Below are 17,311 nucleotides of genomic sequence, written 5' to 3'. Positions count from 1 at the left end.
TGAGGCTTTATTATAACATTTTTTACTATTTTTTCAAAATATACTTACTTTAAATAAAAGGATTTGTTATCTATAGCCCTCATTGTGGCAAGTATCCCGTCTAAATGATCGTATTCATGTTGGATAAGCTCCGATAAATCGTCTTTTAAAATCATTTTACAGTCATTGAAATTTCTGTCTTTATAATTTAGAATACAATTTTTATATCTTTCTACCTTTACTATTAAATCGGGAAAAGACATACAGTCGTCCATTACTTGTATTTTCTCACTATCCGGAAATGTCAGCGTAGGGTTCACAATTAAAGTAGGTGTATCTGTATTCATATATAATATTCTTTTTTCTATCCCTATTTGAGGTGCTGCTATTGCCCTTCCCGCATTATGTTTCTTTCTATAATTCATTAATGTATCATGTAAATCAAGTTCGATTTTTTTCAGCAGTGATATTTCTTCTTTCTTAATCTCTTTGCATACATTGTATAGTTTCGGATTTCCGAGTTTTAAAATTTCTTTTATCATATTTTCTCCTTATATAAAAATATTGCCTTTATAAAATAAAGACAATATTAATATTTATCTATGAATTTAATATCTTCATAAATTCCTCGCCGGTTATTGTTTCTTTTTCATATAAGAATTTGGCGATTTCATGAAGTTTAGCCATATTTTCGGTTAGTATTTGTTTAGCTTTTTCATATTGTTCGTTTACGAGGGAAACGACTTTTTTATCGATTATCGTTGCTGTTTCATTTGAGCATGCAAGGGCTGTGTCTCCTCCCAAGTATGCATTGTTTTCAGTCTCCAATGCAACCATGCCGAACTCTTCGCTCATACCAAATCTGGTTATCATTGCTCTGGCAAGTTTAGTCGCCTGTTCTATATCATTTGCTGCTCCTGTTGTAATGGATTTGAATATAAGTTCCTCAGCGACTCTTCCGCCTGTGAATGTAGCGATTTTATTTTCTATTTCATCTTTGCTCATAAGGTTGTGTTCGCCTTCATCCACCTGAAGAGTATAGCCTAAAGCTCCCGAAGTTCTCGGGATTATTGTTATTTTTGTAACCGGTGCCGAGTCGGTTTGTTTAGCCGCAACAAGGGCATGACCTACTTCGTGATATGATACTATAAGCTTCTCTTTATCTGAAAGGACTTTATTTTTCTTTTGATATCCTGCAATGACCGTTTCTATACTTTCTTCCAAATCTGCCTGAGTTACTTCGCTTCTACCGTTTCTTACAGCATGTAAAGCTGCTTCATTTATCATATTTGCGAGTTCCGCACCGCTTGCTCCGGCGGCTGTTCTTGCTATGATGGAGAAATCTACATCATTTGCAAGTTTTATTTCCTTAGCATGAACTTTTAATATTTCTTCTCTTCCTTTTAAATCAGGAAGTTCAACAGGTATCCTTCTGTCAAATCTTCCCGGTCTTAGAAGTGCCGGGTCCAGTGAATCCGGTCTGTTTGAAGCTGCAAGTATGATGACACCTTTGGAAGTATCAAATCCGTCCATCTCCGTAAGAAGCTGATTTAAGGTCTGCTCTCTTTCATCGTTGCCGCCTATATTAGCATTTCCTCTTTTTTTACCTATTGTATCGATTTCGTCTATAAATACTATACAAGGAGCTTTTTCATTTGCTTGTTTGAATAAATCTCTTACTTTTGCAGCTCCCATACCTACGAACATTTCGACGAATTCTGAACCTGAAATAGAGAAAAACGGTACATTTGCTTCCCCTGCAACTGCTTTTGCAAGAAGTGTTTTACCTGTTCCCGGAGGTCCTACAAGAAGTGCTCCTTTAGGTATCTTTGCTCCGATTTGCTGATATCTTCCCGGGTTATGTAAAAAGTCTACGATTTCCGTTAGTGCTTCTTTTGCTTCATCTTCGCCTGCAACATCTTTGAATTTTACTCCGTCTGTTGATTTGACATATACTTTTGCATTGCTTTTTCCAAACTGCATCGTATTCATGCCGCCTGCACCCATTCTTCCTGCCATTTTTTTACTTATGAAGCTGAAAAATACTGTTACAAGAATGATCGGTAATAAGAACCAGAAAATACTTGAGAAGATAGAATTCTTTTCTACTATTTCGCTTCCGAATTTAGCTCCGCTTTCCTGTAATCTGTTTACAAGTCCCGTGTCGTTTACTAATCCTGTCTTATAATATTTTTTAGGGTTAGATTTATCAGAAAAAACTATTTTGTTTGAAGTTATTTCTACTTGATCAATCTTTTTTTGTTCTGTCATGGTAAGAAAAGTGCTGTAATCCACTTCTTTTACCTGCTGGGAAGTCATCATAGGGATCACTATCGTATTTAAGAGTATTACTATAAGCAGTAGTACTGCGTATATACTAAGTGTTCTCTTCGTTCCGTTATCCATTTTGTTCATTTCATTCTCCTTTTATTTATATCCACTACTAATTATCAATCATAAATTATATATAACATTATCACATATAACTTTAAGTAATCTTTCTAACTCTATAATCTCATCATTATTTAAAAATCTTTTGACATGTTCCTCCATTTCCTGTCTTTTAAAGTTTATTTTTTCTTCTATATCCAAAATCTTGTCTGTAAGTTTTATATTTCTTTTTCTTTTGTCCTCACTGCTTGTAGTGACAATAATAAGTCCTTTGCTTTTTAATCTTTTAAGTAATCCTATTACGGTAGGATGAGTTAAATGAAGGTGTTTTTCAATATCTTTTTGATATACTTTTTTATACTTATTTTCCATTAAAAAACATATTACTTCCATTTGTGAGTATGTAAGGTCCAATTCTTTTAATTCATTGTTTGCATAGGATATCATAGCATTGTTTATTCTTTTAAAATAAAATTCGAGATTATCTACCGATGACATAATATCCTCCTAATATGTATTATGCTACATATTTTAATGTAGAAGTATGTTAAAGTCAATAATTCTAATCTAATTTTAATTGACAAATAATAATCAAATTATTATAATAATTTTTAGATTGTGATTACCACAAGAAGGGGTACACCACCGCGGGTGTAGTTTCTTCTTGTGGTATTTTTATTTTATAAATAATTATTAAATTAAGGAGGAGTTATGATTAAAGTAAACGGAAAAGGACTTGATTTAAAGGATATTACTTTAAAGGAATTACTTATAAGTCTTAAATATGATATTTCAAGAGTTGCAGTCGAACTGAACGAAGAAATAGTAAGTAAAAATGATTATGAAAAAGTGATAATAAAAGATAATGATAAGCTGGAAATAGTAAGTTTTGTCGGAGGAGGCTGAGATGAATATACCAACCAGAGAAGAAATCAATCAAATTATTGATATAAGATTTTCAAGTGAAATCCATACTAAGCTTAAGAATGCAAAAGTAGGTATTGCCGGTCTTGGGGGGCTTGGTTCTAACATTGCTGCAATGCTTGCCAGAAGCGGTATAGGAAACTTACATATAGTAGATTTTGATAAAGTCGATCTGAGTAATTTGAACAGACAGAATTATTATATAAGTGACCTTGGGAGGTATAAAACAGAGGCAACGGCTAAAATATTAAAAAATATAAATCCTTATTTAAATATAACTTATGAAACTATCAAAATAAATGAAAATAATGCAGCTGATGTTTTTAAAGATGTCGATATAGTTTGTGAGGCCTTTGATAAAGCAGAAAATAAAGCGATGCTTATAAATACTATTCTTGGAACATGTAAAGATAAAAAAATAATATCCGGAAGCGGTATGGCTGGGTATGGAAGTTCCAATAGTATAAAAACGATAAAAAGGATGAAAAATCTTTATGTATGCGGTGATGAAAAGAGTGACATTAATAGAGGTATTGGGTTGATGTCCCCGAGGGTAATCATTTGTGCGGGACATCAGGCAAATATGGTCATAAGGCTTATTCTCGGTAACGATGAGGTCTGAGTGGTAAGGGGCGCGGATTCTGCGTAAGCAGGCGTAGTGCCCCGTGATTATAGAAATCAATATAAAAGGAGATGTAATATATGAATATAGAAAATGATAAATTATTAATCGGCGGTAAAGAATTTAATTCTAGGTTTATACTGGGTTCGGGCAAATATGATTTGAATTTGATTGACGCAGCTATTAAATATGCAGGAGCTGAAATAATAACTCTTGCTCTCAGAAGAGCAAACACGGTAAAAGGTGAGAACATACTTGATTTTATTCCTAAGGGAGTTACCTTGCTTCCTAATACTTCCGGAGCAAGGAATGCAAAGGAAGCTGTTCGTATAGCTAAGTTATCCAGAGAACTTGGCTGCGGGGATTTTATAAAGATCGAAGTAATCCATGAGTCAAAATATCTTCTTCCGGATAATTATGAAACGACAAAAGCGACTGAAGAGCTTGCAAAAGATGGATTTACGGTAATGCCGTACATGTATCCCGATTTAAATGCAGCAAGAGATATGGTAAATGCGGGAGCAGCTTGCGTAATGCCTCTTGCTTCTCCTATAGGCTCAAATAAAGGACTGTCAACTAAGGAATTTATAAGAGTTCTTATTAATGAAATTGATGTACCTGTAATCGTAGATGCAGGGCTTGGAAAACCAAGCGAAGCTTGTGAAGTAATGGAAATGGGAGCAGACGCGGTTATGGTAAATACGGCTGTAGCAACAGCAAAGGATATCCCTTTAATGGCTGGTGCTTTTAAAAATGCTATTGATGCAGGAAGAAAAGCTTATCTTGCAGGTCTTGGCAGGGTTATAGAAGACGGTGCGGTTTCATCTTCTCCTTTGACCGGATTTTTAAGAGATTAGGAGTCGAATTATGAAAAGTGTTGAAGAAATGAGAAAAGTAAACCATATGGAATATATGGAGGGAATGGAAGAAATATCTTCGGATATTATGAATAAGGTCATTTATGAAATAAATATTACTGATTTTGATACTTTTACAAAAGAAGATGTTATAAGAGCTTTAAACAGTGAAGAAAAGAGTGTTGAAGATTTTAAGGCATTACTTTCTCCTGCTGCTTTACCTTATCTTGAAGATATGGCGAGACTTGCTACAAAAGAAACAAGAAAACATTTCGGTAATTCCGTTTATTTGTTTACTCCTTTATATATATCTAATTATTGTGAAAATTACTGCATATACTGCGGATTTAATTGTTATAATAAGATAAAAAGAGCTAAACTTACATTTGAAGATATTAAAAAAGAAATGGAAGCTATTGCTAAGACAGGGATAGAAGAAATACTAATACTTACAGGGGAAAGCAGGAAAATGTCTGATGTGGAATATATAGGAAAGTCCTGTGAAATAGCAAAAAAGTACTTTAAAAACGTCGGAGTAGAGGTATATCCTATGAACTCAGATGAATATAGATATTTGCATGAACATGGAGCGGATTTTGTCACGGTTTTTCAGGAAACATATAATTCCGATAAGTATGAAACACTTCATTTAATGGGTCATAAAAGAATATTCCCATATAGATTTAATGCGCAGGAGAGAGCCTTGATAGGAGGAATGAGAGGCGTAGCTTTTGCTGCACTTCTAGGTCTTGACGATTTTAGAAAAGATGCTCTTGCAACAGGTCTTCATGCTTATTTACTTCAAAGGAAATATCCTCATGCCGAAATTTCTTTTTCATGTCCGAGACTTAGACCTATTATAAATAATGATAAAATAAATCCAAAAGATGTACACGAACCTCAGCTCCTACAAGTTATGTGTGCATATCGACTATTTATGCCTTTTGCGGGACTTACGATTTCTACGAGAGAAAGAGAATGTTTCAGGGATAATGTTATCGGAATGTGTGCTACAAAAATATCAGCAGGAGTTAGTACCGGGATTGGAAGTCATACGGAAGATATTGATGAAAAAGGTGACGACCAGTTTGAAATATGCGATGACAGAAGCCTTGAGGAAGTTTTGGATGCAATAAAAGATAAGGGCTTACAACCGGTGATGAACGATTATGTGTATATACCGTAATATAATATGTATAACGAATAGGCACTTATGTGACATCCCATTCCTTCAAAGAATAGAAACTATAGCAAAAAAACACCCTAAATATATAGTGTTAAGGGAAAAGGATTTAAGCGTAGATGAATATAATAAGCTGGCAAAAGAAGTCATAAAGATATGTAAAAGAGAGAATATAGATTTGATATTACATAATTTCATAGATACTGCAATTGATCTTGAAGTAAAAAATATACATTTACCTTTACATATAGCAAAAGAAGAAAAGTCAAAGCTTAAATATTTTGATGTTATAGGAATATCAACACATAGTATTAAAGAAGCAATAGAAGCAGAAAATATTGGTGCGACATATATAACTGCGGGACATGTCTTTGAAACGGACTGTAAAAAAGGACTTAAAGGCAGAGGACTTGATTTTATAAAGGATGTAGCAAATAATGTCAATATTCCTGTTTACGGAATAGGGGGAATAAACAAGCATAATATTAATGATGTATTAAAAAGCGGTGCTGCGGGAGTATGTATTATGTCTGAATTTATGAAAGATAAAATATGATAAAAAGAACTTATAACTTAAGTTCTTTTTTATTTATAGATGTTTTGAAGTTGTTATATCAATAAATATATCGAGATATATACTTTTTTATATAACTATGATATAATTGAACACAGAATATAATGGTTACATTTTTGAATGTTAACATGTAAAATGCGTTTTTTTATAACTAAAATTTTATTTTGATTTAAATATTACTAGTTAAAAATAAAATAATTAAATTCAAATGTATTATAAAACCTAAATAACATTTTGTTTATTGATTAAATAAGGGGGATATTTAAGAAGTGTTGAAACAAAAACTTGATTTAAAAAAGTTCAATTTAGGTTCATTGATGCGATGGTTTCGAGTAATTTGCATTATTTTGATCATATTTGATATATCTACTACCGTTGGGTTTTCTATTTCTACAATGAAAGAAAGTTCTTTAGATACCATTAAACGTACAGAAAGCAGGATAAGTGAATATATAAAATCTGTTTGGAATCTTGGTGATGCGATTGCAGCTGCTTCGACAACCAAGGATAGCTCTCTTTCCTTAAGGCAAAGAGCACAGCTCCTTATACCATATGCCGATGCATATGATTTATTTATGCTTGGCATCACAAATGAAAAAGGTATTTTAGGGAGCACATTGGAACGTAAACAGATTACATCAACAGCTATGCTTAATGACGAAGGTTTAGGTGATTTGAGCAGTCGTCCCGCTTTTAAAGAAATGATGTCTACCGGCAAATCTATCCTTACGGATACATACTTAGCTGGTGCAGACGGGAAAACTCAAATTTACACTATTTGGATACCTTATTATAACGGTAAAAAAATTGCAGGAGCAATTACTGTATCAATAAAGTTTGATTTTATTGATAACATTATTAAGAGTAATTCTCTGCAGGATAATTATTATTTCACTCTTATAGACAGCAAAAATACAATAAGTTCAAATCCTGAAAGTGATATTGTTGGAAATACTTTAAAAGAAGCATATGGTAAAAGTAAATGGGTGAGTGTTTCTCTGGATGATTTAGATAAAAATCTAAATGACGGTAAATCCGGGGACTATTGGGGTTTTAATAACGGAAGACTTGAGTATGTAGATTATATGCCAATAGAAGGCACTCCTTGGAAAATAGTGATGCGTACTGATTTCTTTGGCAGTTTCAATAATACTTTCTATTCTCTTGCCATTAAATTGGCAATATATTTATCATTGATTATTTTATTTTCACTTAGCAAAAACAGAGATATTTTTGCAAGGGAAAAAATGTTTAATATGATGACCGAAAATGTTGATGAAGTATTTTTAGCGTACAATTTAGATAAGAAAAAACTTGAATATGTCAGCAGTAATTTATCACATGTACTTGGTATAAATGCTGATGATTGGTTAAATGACGTAAATTTATCTTCTTCGATTCTTAGAATGCTAATTGATAATATGGAAATTGATGAAGAAAAAGGTACATATAATATTGAACGAGAAATTTTTAATCCTAAAACTAATGAAACTCATCCTTTCCGCTTACGTATATATAAAATTGAAGAAGACGGTAGTAAATGGGCTTGCATGGTTTTAACAGATGAGAGTGAAGAACAAGAAAAGAAGAAAGTTTTGGAAGATGCTCTTATTACGGCAGAGCAGGCAAATCGTGCAAAAAGTGAGTTTTTAACGAGTATGAGTCATGATATTCGTACGCCTATGAATGCTATTGTAGGGATGGTTACTATTGCACTGTCTAATTTAGATGACAAGAAAAAGGTTTCGGATTGTTTGAATAAAATATCTTTATCAAGTGAACGTTTAATGGAGTTGATTCAAGGCGTTCTTGATATGAGTCAAATAGAAAGCGGTAAATTGGAGTTACATTTAGATTATTTTGATTTAAGTTCTTTATTAAAAGAAACATATGAGATGTTTAAGAGCTTGGCTCTTGAGAAAAATATTGATTTTAGATTGGATACAAAAAACATTCGTCATTCCTATGTTGAGGGTGATATGCTTCGAGTTAATCAAATACTTTTAAATTTAATCAATAATGCTCTAAAATTTACTCCTTCAGGCGGATTTGTTCATATTGAGGCGGAGGAACAAACTTGTAATCAGGAAGATTATAATATATATAGGATCTCAGTAAAGGATAATGGTATCGGAATTGCTCCTGAATTTTTAGATAGATTATTTGATCCCTTTGAAAGGGCTGAACGTTCTACTGTAAGTAAAATAGAAGGATCCGGACTTGGGCTTTCTATTGTTAAACGCCTTGTAGATTTAATGGATGGAAGTATAGATGTTATAAGTGAAGAAGGAAAGGGTAGCTCTTTTACTGTTTGTTTAAGGCTAAAATCAGCAAAGGAAAATAGTAATGAAGGTTTACATTTAAATAAAAACGCCATAGATAAGGCGTCCTTTAATCAATTTAGGGTTTTACTGGTTGAAGATAATGAACTCAATATGGAAATAGCAAAGGAACTTTTGAGTATGGCAGATTTAAATATAGAAGAAGCTTGGGACGGCACACAAGCCATTGAAAAGTTTAAAAATTCTCCGGAAAACTATTATGATATGATCATTACAGATATCCAAATGCCTAATATGAACGGATACGAAGAAGCCAAATCTATCAGAGAACTTAATAGGTCTGACGCTTTAACTGTGCCTATAATAGCCATGACTGCCGATGCTTTTACAACTTCAAAAGAACGTGCTGAATCTGTCGGTATGAATGGATATATAACAAAACCTATAGAATTCAATAATTTGATAAATACATTAAAAGAATGGCTTAAATAGAAAATAGTAATTTTATATAGATTTAATATAAAATAATAAAAAAGAAACAAATCATTGTTTCTTTTTTATTACAGTTATTTTTAAAGCAATTATTGATTTTGATGTTTCGTAGCTATATAATTATATAAAAATCTGCAAAAGGGTGATAATATTGGGTGGTTTTATAAAAGATATCAAAAATTTCCCTCGAAATTACGTAGCCCAGCTTCCGACAATTTTTTTCTTTATAATTCTTTTTATATTAATTGTTTCGTTTTTCGGAGCCGGATACGCTATAATGGTGTCCGCATTTACAACGGTTTTTAAAGTTAAAAACAATAAAAACTTATCAATATATGAATTATTTAAGTTATTCGTTTTAGAAGCTTTACTATGTTTTCTTGGTATAATTGCTTCATATAATATATTTCTTTGTATATTTTTAAATATATTTGCGCTTTTTATTTTAGTTGTTTTACAGTCATCTCAATTTAATCCAAAAGGTGCCTTTGGATATGCGATGACTTTTGTTTTTGCACAGCTTAAACCTTTAGGTATTGCAAATTTTTCTTATGAATTTTTTGTTATGATAATATGTGATATATTTCTAATAATTTTCTTGTTGTTATGTTCTTTTTTCAATAAAAAAGAATACTCTCAAATAAAAAATTTACAGGAAGGTTTCTCTGTATTATCCAGTAAACTTCTTTTGATTAACAGCAGTGAATATAAAAAAGTCGGTGATGAACTTTTTAGTTACTCAACTTCTTATCAGCAAAGTGCTTACTTTAAGAAAAGTAGGGTAGGAAAGACTACAAATAAAGTTAAAATAGATTATATGATAGCTATTTTATTTCAAAGAAGCACATATCTTTGCTCTGATTTAAATAGCGGAAATTATATAGATAAATTTGAATGTATGTTATGTATGGACTCTTTATCGATATTTTTAAGTAATGTAAAAATTAAGATAGGAGAAGGTGATAATTCAGTTTTAATCTCAGAGGCTAAAAATCTGATTGAAACAGGTAAATTTAAAGATGAAAGAATAAAGACTTTTTATAACAGTTTTCTTTATATGATTATTTTGATTTTAAAGAACGTTACTATTGAAAATAGAGACAAAATAAAACATCCATTGACTTCTAATGTCAGTATATATTTAAAAAAGTTAAATAAAAAAATTAGCTATAAATCTTTTGAAGTAAGATATGCTGTAAGGCTCATATTTGTTATGACTTTAACATTAAGTATATGTAAAGTGTTTGATATAAGCCATCTATATTGGATACCTTTGAATGCACTGCTTCTCCTTCAGCCAAGTTATGAAGAATCAAATAAAAGAATGTTTACAAGACCGATCGGAACAGTGATCGGCTGTATCATCGTCTATTTTATATATCCTATTATTCCCGGTGTGATAGGAGTTTTTATGTTATCATTTATCATGCTTTCAATTATGTATTCTATGACTCCCGGAACTTGGTATCAGCCTATTTTTTCAACAGTTTATGCGCTTTCCATGGCTTCTTTGAGTATGAATAATACAACTGCAATAGGCATGAGATTATTGTATTTATTTATTGCAATTTTCTTAGTTATGATAATAAATAGTCTTTTATTTCCAAGTAAAAAAGAATATCAATTTAAACTTAATTTTAATACATTGAAGGATATACAACTTATGGGCTGGGAGCTTATTTATAAAAGTTTGCTTGCACATATAGATAATAGTATATTTCAGGATTATCTAAATTATTTTCACATGATTTATAATAGTTCGGAGGATTATATAAAAAGTATAGAAGATAAAGAGAAGAATGAAAATTATATGAGTATACTTACTATTCACTGGAGAATGCTATCGGAACTAGAACAGATATTATGGATGATTCAAACTAAAAGTATAGAATATGATGATATGGAAAATTTATTTAGACTGGCTGATTATTTTACTCACTTTGATATAAATAAGTTACCTATATCAGATGATTTTATAAAAGAAAATTTTTTATTTAATGACGAGAATATTAAATACTTTACCGAAGTTTATATAAAAAATATAAATAGACTAAATACTATATACAAAACTGTAGATATATAAAAAAGAACTTAATGATAAGTTCTTTTTATTTTTCAACTAAATAATTTTTTTCTTTTAAAGCTTTTTCGACCAAATCTAAAATCTCTTCATTGTCGGCTTCGACTGTATGATAATGATAATTGGATGTAGTATTTTTAAGAGGTTTTGATTTTCCTTTGTTTATATTATCCATAAAATTCATTACGTCTCTTCTTGATGCAACAGATAGATTAGCGCTGAGCCGTCCATAAACTTTATGTTTTACAAACACGTCTATGACTTTGGCACCCAGATCTACTATTGTATTAAGTTCATCAATGATTTCATCATCTCTGTGATATACTTTGAAAACCCTGCTGCATTTGTTATCCGATGTGAGTACATATCCTTTGTTTGTTGAGATTATGTCATTGTTCTGTGCTCTTAGCAGTGCGATATCCTGAACTATTACCTGTCTGCTTACACCCATTTTTTTTGCTAAAGTGGTTCCCGAGATAGGTTCTAAGTTATATCTTATTAAATTTAATATTTCTTTTCTTCTGCTTTCTGCATTCATATATTTTTCCCTTTATACTGCATGAAGATTTTTAAGTGATATATCCAAAATTTTTGCGGAATGAGTAAGTGCCCCGCTTGAGATATAGTCTACTCCTATGTCTGTAAGCTGTTTTATATTTTCTTTAGTTACATTTCCCGAGCATTCCGTCACTGCTTTGCCTTTACATAATTTAACGGCTTCGATCATATCTTCTTTGGTCATATTATCGAGCATGATTATATCTGCACCTGCATCTAATGCTTCCTTCAACATATTCAAGTTTTCCACTTCCACTTCTACTTTTCTAACAAAAGGAGCATATTCCTTAGCCATTTCAATAGCTTTTTTTACTCCGCCCGCAGCACCTATATGGTTATCTTTAAGTAAAATCCCGTCAGAAAGATTATATCTGTGATTATATCCTCCTCCAACTTTAACTGCGTATTTTTCAAATATCCTCATGTTAGGTGTTGTTTTTCTTGTGTCGAGAAGTTTTGTCTTGCTACCCTCTAATAGGCTTGCTACCTTACTTGTGTATGTTGCTATACCGCTCATTCTTTGGAGGTAATTAAGTGCGGTCCTTTCTCCCGATAAAAGTACCCTTATATCTCCTGTCACTTTTCCCATTAAATCTTTGTTCTTTACTTTATCTCCGTCTTTTACATAAAATTCTACTTTTGTATTTTCATCAAGAAGTTCAAAGGTCCTTTTAAATACTTCCAAACCTGCTATTATCCCGTCTTCTTTACATATTAAGTCAACCTCTCCCGTTTTACTTTCTCTCATTACTGCATTTGTGGTTATATCTTCACTGGTTATATCTTCTTCAATTGCCTGTAATATCAGTTTATCCATATTAAGCTTCATTGTGATTTGATTGTTCATACTCTTTCTTATTCCTTTCGATTTCGCCAAGTACGATTTTTCTATATGACTCTTGTAATTTGTTATAATCATTATAATTACTTAAATCGATGTTTAATTTTATATCTTCCGATTTTTTATTTTCTCTTGTTATATCCTTTGCCGCTCTTTTGGCGAATACCAAACTTTCTAGTAATGAATTGCTTGCAAGTCTGTTTTTACCGTGAACGCCGTTGCAGCTGGTTTCCCCGACGGCATATAAATTTTCCATCGAAGTCTTGGAATTGTAATCCACTTTTATCCCGCCCATAAAATAATGCTGGGAAGGTACTACAGGGATACACTCTTTTGTTACATCATATCCCTCTTTCAAGCAGTGTTCATAGATATTGGGAAAATGACTTTTAATATCTTTATTAGCTATTGGTTTCATGGAAAGCCACACATAAGGCATGTTATCTTTTTTCATCTGTTCCAATATTTTTTTTGTCAGTATATCTCTTGGGAGCAGCTCATCTGCAAATCTTTTCATATCCTTATTTAATAAAACCGCCCCTTCTCCTCTTACCGATTCGGAAATCAAAAATCTTCTGCCGGTCTTCTTTGAATATAAGGTAGTGGGATGGATTTGTATGTAGTCGATATTCTTTAGTTCTATGTTGTTATTTATTGCAATGGCTACTCCGTCTGCCGTTATATGAGGGAAATTCGTCGAGTTGTCGAAAAGTCCTCCTATACCACCGCATGCAAATATCGTGTAATCGGCTTTAATTGGAATTATAGAGCCTTTTTTATCTCTACCGATTATTCCATAGCATTTATTATTTTTATTTATTATATCGACCATGGTAAATTGCTCGATGATTTTTATATTATTCCTTTTTTTTGCTTCATTTAAAAGTTTAGAAGTGATTTCTTTACCTGTTATATCTTTATGAAAGAGTATCCTTGGAGAAGAATGAGCTCCTTCTCTTGTGTATACATATTTTCCGTTATCCTTTTTGAATTTGACATCATATTTTTCCAAATCTTCGATTATCTCTTTTGAAGAGTTTATCATTATTTCTACAGACTTTTTGTCATTCTCATAATGTCCGGCTTTTAGGGTGTCATCAAAATAATTTTTATAATCGTCTTTATTTTTAAGAACACATATTCCGCCTTGAGCTAAAAAAGAGTCGCTGTTTTCAGCCTTATCTTTTGTTATAATTATTATATTTTTGTCTAATGGCAGATTTAATGCAGAAAATAAACCCGCGGCACCTGTTCCGACGATTATAATATCAGTTTTCAGTTCCATTTTTTTATCCTTAATTTATTTTCCTAACTCAAGCATTTTTTTAAGTGGTTTATATGCCTTTTTTCTAAGTTCTTCATCAAGCTCTACTTTTGATTCATTGTTTGTCAGAGAGTTTAAAACTTTTTCAAGTGTTATCTTTTTCATGTCGGGACAGCATTGTCCGCAGCCTAAATTATAAAATTTCTTGTTAGGATTTTTGTTTTTAAGTTCATATAGAACGCCAAGCTCGGTTACGATTATGAATTCATCTTTATCGCTTTTTGTTGCATAGTCTATTATCCCCGCAGTGCTTCCTATGTAATCAGCAATCTCGAGTACATCTTCAGTACATTCCGGATGTATGAGAACCTCTGCATTTGGATAAGTTTCTTTTGTTTTAATTAAATTATCTTTTGTCATTTCCTTATGTATAGGACAGTATCCGTCGTTAAATATAAAATTCTTTTCAGGAACTTTTTTTGCTACATATCTTCCCAAATTTTCATCTGGTATAAAGAAAATATTTTTATTTGGTAAATTTTTAACTATTTTTAGGGCGTTTGAAGAAGTCACACATACATCACTGTGTGATTTAAGAGCCGCACTTGAATTTACATAACAAACTACAGCTACATCTTCAGTTTCATTCTTTATTTGTTCTATCTTTTCTATAGCAGCCATATGTGCCATAGGGCAGTCTGCTGTTTCATCGGGCATCAAAACTGTTTTTTCGGGGTTAAGTATTTTTGCGCTTTCTCCCATAAAAGAAACTCCGCAGAATACTATAGTTTTTTCTTTTACCTTTGTAGCTATCCTCGCTAAGTAGAAAGAGTCTCCCACATAATCAGCAACTTCCTGGACTTCATCTTCCACATAATAATGAGCAAGTATTACTGCGTCCTTTTCTTTTTTTAGTATTTCTATTTTATTTGCTAAATCGTTCATATTCATCTCCTTAAAGAATTTGCAATCAATTATACCACTAAAGTTAACATCTGACAAGACAGGTGTAAAAAATAGTGAAAATAAATAATTTTTATTTGATAGCAAAATACTTTATTTTTAGATAAAAGGATTATTTTATAATTACTTCGTGTTATATCTTTAAAAAATCTTTGAATAATGTATAATATAGTAATAATTATGGAGGTTTGTTATGTTTTGGGATTCTTTTGTTGATGCTTTTATGGACAGCATAAAAATATTTCCATTTTTACTTATAACATATATAGTTCTTGAATATATCGAACATAAAACAAGCGATAAGCTTGTACATATAATTGAACATGCGGGAATACTGGGACCTATACTCGGAGGAATTTTTGGAATAGTGCCTCAGTGCGGATTTTCTACTGCTGCTGCGAATTTTTATGCAGGAAGAATTGTTACGCTGGGGACTTTGATTTCCATATTTTTATCTACTTCCGACGAAATGCTTCCCATAATGATCTCCAATAATGCACCAATATCAATGATACTTAAAGTTCTCTTATTAAAGATGTTTATTGGTATAATCTTTGGTATCGTTTTGGATTTGATTTTTAGAAAGCGTTCCTTAAATGGAAAAATGCATATGGGAGAAACCGATAATCATATGCATGATGACTGCAGTGAAAGCGAAAGTTTTATTATGTCGGCTATAAAACATACATTAAATATTTTTGTGTTTATATTTATAATTTCATTTGTATTAAATATAATCATTGCTTTTATAGGAGAGGATAATTTATCTAATTTCATATTCAATACTCCAATCATTGGCTCACTTCTTGCAGGACTGGTTGGACTTATACCAAACTGTGCTGCTTCTGTAGTGATAACAGACTTGTATTTAAAAGGAGCGATATGTTTTGGGGCAATGATGTCAGGACTGTTATCTAGTGCCGGGGTAGGGCTCCTTGTTTTATTTAAAGTTAATAAGGATAAATTGGAAAACATAAAAATAGTTTCCATTCTTTATTTTATAAGTATCTTTTGTGGTATAGCACTGGAGATTTTAGGATTTGGTATATGATAAAATAATGAGTATTTATTCCGGAATCTTTTTTCTTCAAAATACGATAAGGTATGATATAATAGTATAAATAATTTAATATAATTTATGGAGGAAATTGAAATGCCGGAAGTTAATGAAGTTTTAGTCTGGACATTTGCATCGGAGTGTCCTATTCCCGATGATGTAAATGATTTATTGGTCAATGGGGAGAAAGCTGTCGCAGCATATAAAACAATAAGAGACAGTGCAATATTTACGACTAAGAGATTGATTGTAAGAGATGCACAAGGACTTAAAGGAAAAAAAATAGAAATATATTCTCTTCCTTATTCTTCAATAGAAATGTGGAGTACGGAGAACGCAGGTGGGATGTTGGATTTTAATGCGGAAGTAGAGCTTTGGACTAAAATAGGTCATATTAAAGTTAATCTTAAAAAAGGAATTGATATAAGAAAATTGGATAGACTTATTGCTACTGCTATACTTAGATAAAAGAGCTTTAAAAGCTCTTTTTTAATTTGTTATATAAGTCGATAAATGATATAATTCAGTATATTTTATATTAAGGTGTTAAAATGAATATTTTAAAAGAAAACGAAGAAAAACTGCTTAAAGATATAAGTCATATTTTGAATGTCCCAAATGAAACTACATTTGGATATTTTAAAGAAAAGATAGACAATAACAAAGATATAATTAATACTCTAAAATCTTTGGAAGATAACGGACTTATAAAAATAGACAATATGGAAGATTATCCAATAAATATTGAATTGACTGATTTAGGTAAAAATTATTTTACAGATAAAGATATTTATATTCAAAAAGCTAAGTTAGATAAAAGAAAAATTAAGAACAAAACTATTTCTCTATGTTTTATAAGTTTAATTTCCGGGATTATTATAGGGATTTTAATGTATCATTTCTTTATTATATAATTAATATTATATTGTAATAGTAAGTATTTATTACATATATTTTAATATATGACTTGTAATATTTGTTTGACAGGAATATTATTTGAATTTGTATTTTAATAAAGTAATTAGTTTATTATATTTTATTACACGATTTCCCGGGAAATGATAAATTTAGACTTTATACTAAACTTGAAAAGAATTTTCTATTTGACAAAAAATAAATTAAATGCTAATATTTTAATACAATTAAAAAAGCAGGGGAGCTTACGCGTAGGCTGAGAAAAAATACGAACGAATTTTGACCCTATAACCTCGTATGGATAATGCCATGATATGTAAGCGAAATAA

17 protein-coding genes are annotated in these 17,311 nt (G+C 31.3%); 10 read left to right on the top strand and 7 right to left on the bottom strand.

The genetic code is table 11. The features are described from left to right. Nucleotides 1–44 precede the first annotated feature (44 nt). The 3 genes from Q0516_RS06455 to Q0516_RS06445 are packed head-to-tail and all read right to left on the bottom strand — an operon-like array spanning nt 45 to nt 2,868. The gene (locus Q0516_RS06455) at nt 45–521 is read right to left on the bottom strand and encodes a peptide deformylase (protein ID WP_294464602.1); all 477 of its coding nucleotides are present in this window, start codon (nt 519–521) and stop codon (nt 45–47) included. Nucleotides 522–579: 58 nt separating this feature from the next. Then, entirely contained in the window at nt 580–2,394 is a 1,815-nt protein-coding gene (gene ftsH / locus Q0516_RS06450; RefSeq protein ID WP_257479683.1) for an ATP-dependent zinc metalloprotease FtsH, read from the bottom strand. 39 nt (nt 2,395–2,433) lie between these two features. Continuing rightward, nucleotides 2,434–2,868, bottom strand: coding sequence for a MarR family winged helix-turn-helix transcriptional regulator (locus Q0516_RS06445; RefSeq protein WP_294464597.1), 435 nt, complete (start codon nt 2,866–2,868; stop codon nt 2,434–2,436). A gap of 213 nt (nt 2,869–3,081) precedes the next feature. On the opposite strand from Q0516_RS06445, the gene thiS reads away from it, so the two are divergent. From thiS to Q0516_RS06410, 7 genes are all read left to right on the top strand, one after another. Further along, on the top strand, nt 3,082–3,276 hold the full coding sequence (gene thiS, locus Q0516_RS06440; RefSeq protein WP_257479685.1) for a sulfur carrier protein ThiS: 195 nt from the start codon (nt 3,082–3,084) through the stop codon (nt 3,274–3,276). A 1-nt stretch (nt 3,277) separates the two neighbouring features. Beyond that, a complete protein-coding gene (gene thiF / locus Q0516_RS06435) occupies nt 3,278–3,916 on the top strand; it encodes a sulfur carrier protein ThiS adenylyltransferase ThiF (RefSeq protein ID WP_294464594.1) in 639 nt (212 codons plus the stop codon). An 86-nt stretch (nt 3,917–4,002) separates the two neighbouring features. Then, complete coding sequence (locus tag Q0516_RS06430) at nt 4,003–4,773, top strand: thiazole synthase (RefSeq protein WP_294464944.1); 771 nt, start codon at nt 4,003–4,005, stop codon at nt 4,771–4,773. A gap of 10 nt (nt 4,774–4,783) precedes the next feature. Next, nucleotides 4,784–5,959, top strand: coding sequence for a 2-iminoacetate synthase ThiH (gene thiH, locus Q0516_RS06425; RefSeq protein ID WP_294464591.1), 1,176 nt, complete (start codon nt 4,784–4,786; stop codon nt 5,957–5,959). Continuing rightward, nucleotides 5,943–6,512: a thiamine phosphate synthase gene (locus Q0516_RS06420; RefSeq protein WP_294464589.1), complete on the top strand. Its 570-nt coding sequence runs from the start codon at nt 5,943–5,945 to the stop codon at nt 6,510–6,512. The genes thiH and Q0516_RS06420 overlap by 17 nt, the downstream gene beginning before the upstream one ends. Nucleotides 6,513–6,799: 287 nt before the next feature. Then, the gene (locus Q0516_RS06415; RefSeq protein WP_294464587.1) at nt 6,800–9,304 is read left to right on the top strand and encodes a hybrid sensor histidine kinase/response regulator; all 2,505 of its coding nucleotides are present in this window, start codon (nt 6,800–6,802) and stop codon (nt 9,302–9,304) included. Between the two features lie 277 nt (nt 9,305–9,581). Beyond that, nucleotides 9,582–11,387 (top strand): FUSC family protein, encoded by a 1,806-nt coding sequence (locus Q0516_RS06410; protein ID WP_294464584.1) that lies wholly within the window; start codon nt 9,582–9,584, stop codon nt 11,385–11,387. Nucleotides 11,388–11,412: 25 nt separating this feature from the next. Here the strand turns inward: Q0516_RS06410 and Q0516_RS06405 are convergent, their stop codons facing one another. The 4 genes from Q0516_RS06405 to nadA are packed head-to-tail and all read right to left on the bottom strand — an operon-like array spanning nt 11,413 to nt 14,998. Next, nucleotides 11,413–11,922, bottom strand: a complete 510-nt coding sequence (locus tag Q0516_RS06405) for a transcription repressor NadR (RefSeq protein WP_294464583.1) — start codon at nt 11,920–11,922, stop codon at nt 11,413–11,415. A 12-nt stretch (nt 11,923–11,934) separates the two neighbouring features. Beyond that, complete coding sequence (nadC, locus tag Q0516_RS06400; protein ID WP_294464581.1) at nt 11,935–12,789, bottom strand: carboxylating nicotinate-nucleotide diphosphorylase; 855 nt, start codon at nt 12,787–12,789, stop codon at nt 11,935–11,937. Further along, a complete protein-coding gene (locus Q0516_RS06395; RefSeq protein WP_257479694.1) occupies nt 12,761–14,068 on the bottom strand; it encodes an L-aspartate oxidase in 1,308 nt (435 codons plus the stop codon). Before Q0516_RS06395 ends, nadC begins: the two co-directional genes overlap by 29 nt. A gap of 15 nt (nt 14,069–14,083) precedes the next feature. Beyond that, on the bottom strand, nt 14,084–14,998 hold the full coding sequence (gene nadA, locus Q0516_RS06390) for a quinolinate synthase NadA (RefSeq protein WP_365945333.1): 915 nt from the start codon (nt 14,996–14,998) through the stop codon (nt 14,084–14,086). 205 nt (nt 14,999–15,203) lie between these two features. Here nadA and Q0516_RS06385 point away from each other — a divergent pair, with 205 nt between their 5' ends. The 3 genes from Q0516_RS06385 (at nt 15,204) to Q0516_RS06375 (ending at nt 16,981) form a co-directional block, all read left to right on the top strand. After that, on the top strand, nt 15,204–16,061 hold the full coding sequence (locus Q0516_RS06385) for a putative manganese transporter (protein WP_294464575.1): 858 nt from the start codon (nt 15,204–15,206) through the stop codon (nt 16,059–16,061). A 102-nt stretch (nt 16,062–16,163) separates the two neighbouring features. After that, on the top strand, nt 16,164–16,535 hold the full coding sequence (locus Q0516_RS06380) for a PH domain-containing protein (RefSeq protein WP_294464573.1): 372 nt from the start codon (nt 16,164–16,166) through the stop codon (nt 16,533–16,535). A gap of 83 nt (nt 16,536–16,618) precedes the next feature. Continuing rightward, nucleotides 16,619–16,981: a hypothetical protein gene (locus Q0516_RS06375; RefSeq protein ID WP_294464568.1), complete on the top strand. Its 363-nt coding sequence runs from the start codon at nt 16,619–16,621 to the stop codon at nt 16,979–16,981. The last annotated feature ends 330 nt before the right edge of the window (nt 16,982–17,311 follow it).

Origin of the sequence: uncultured Anaerofustis sp., assembly GCF_938029165.1 — a bacterium.
GTDB lineage: Bacteria > Bacillota > Clostridia > Eubacteriales > Anaerofustaceae > Anaerofustis.
This window is presented reverse-complemented; position numbering and strand designations above follow the sequence as displayed.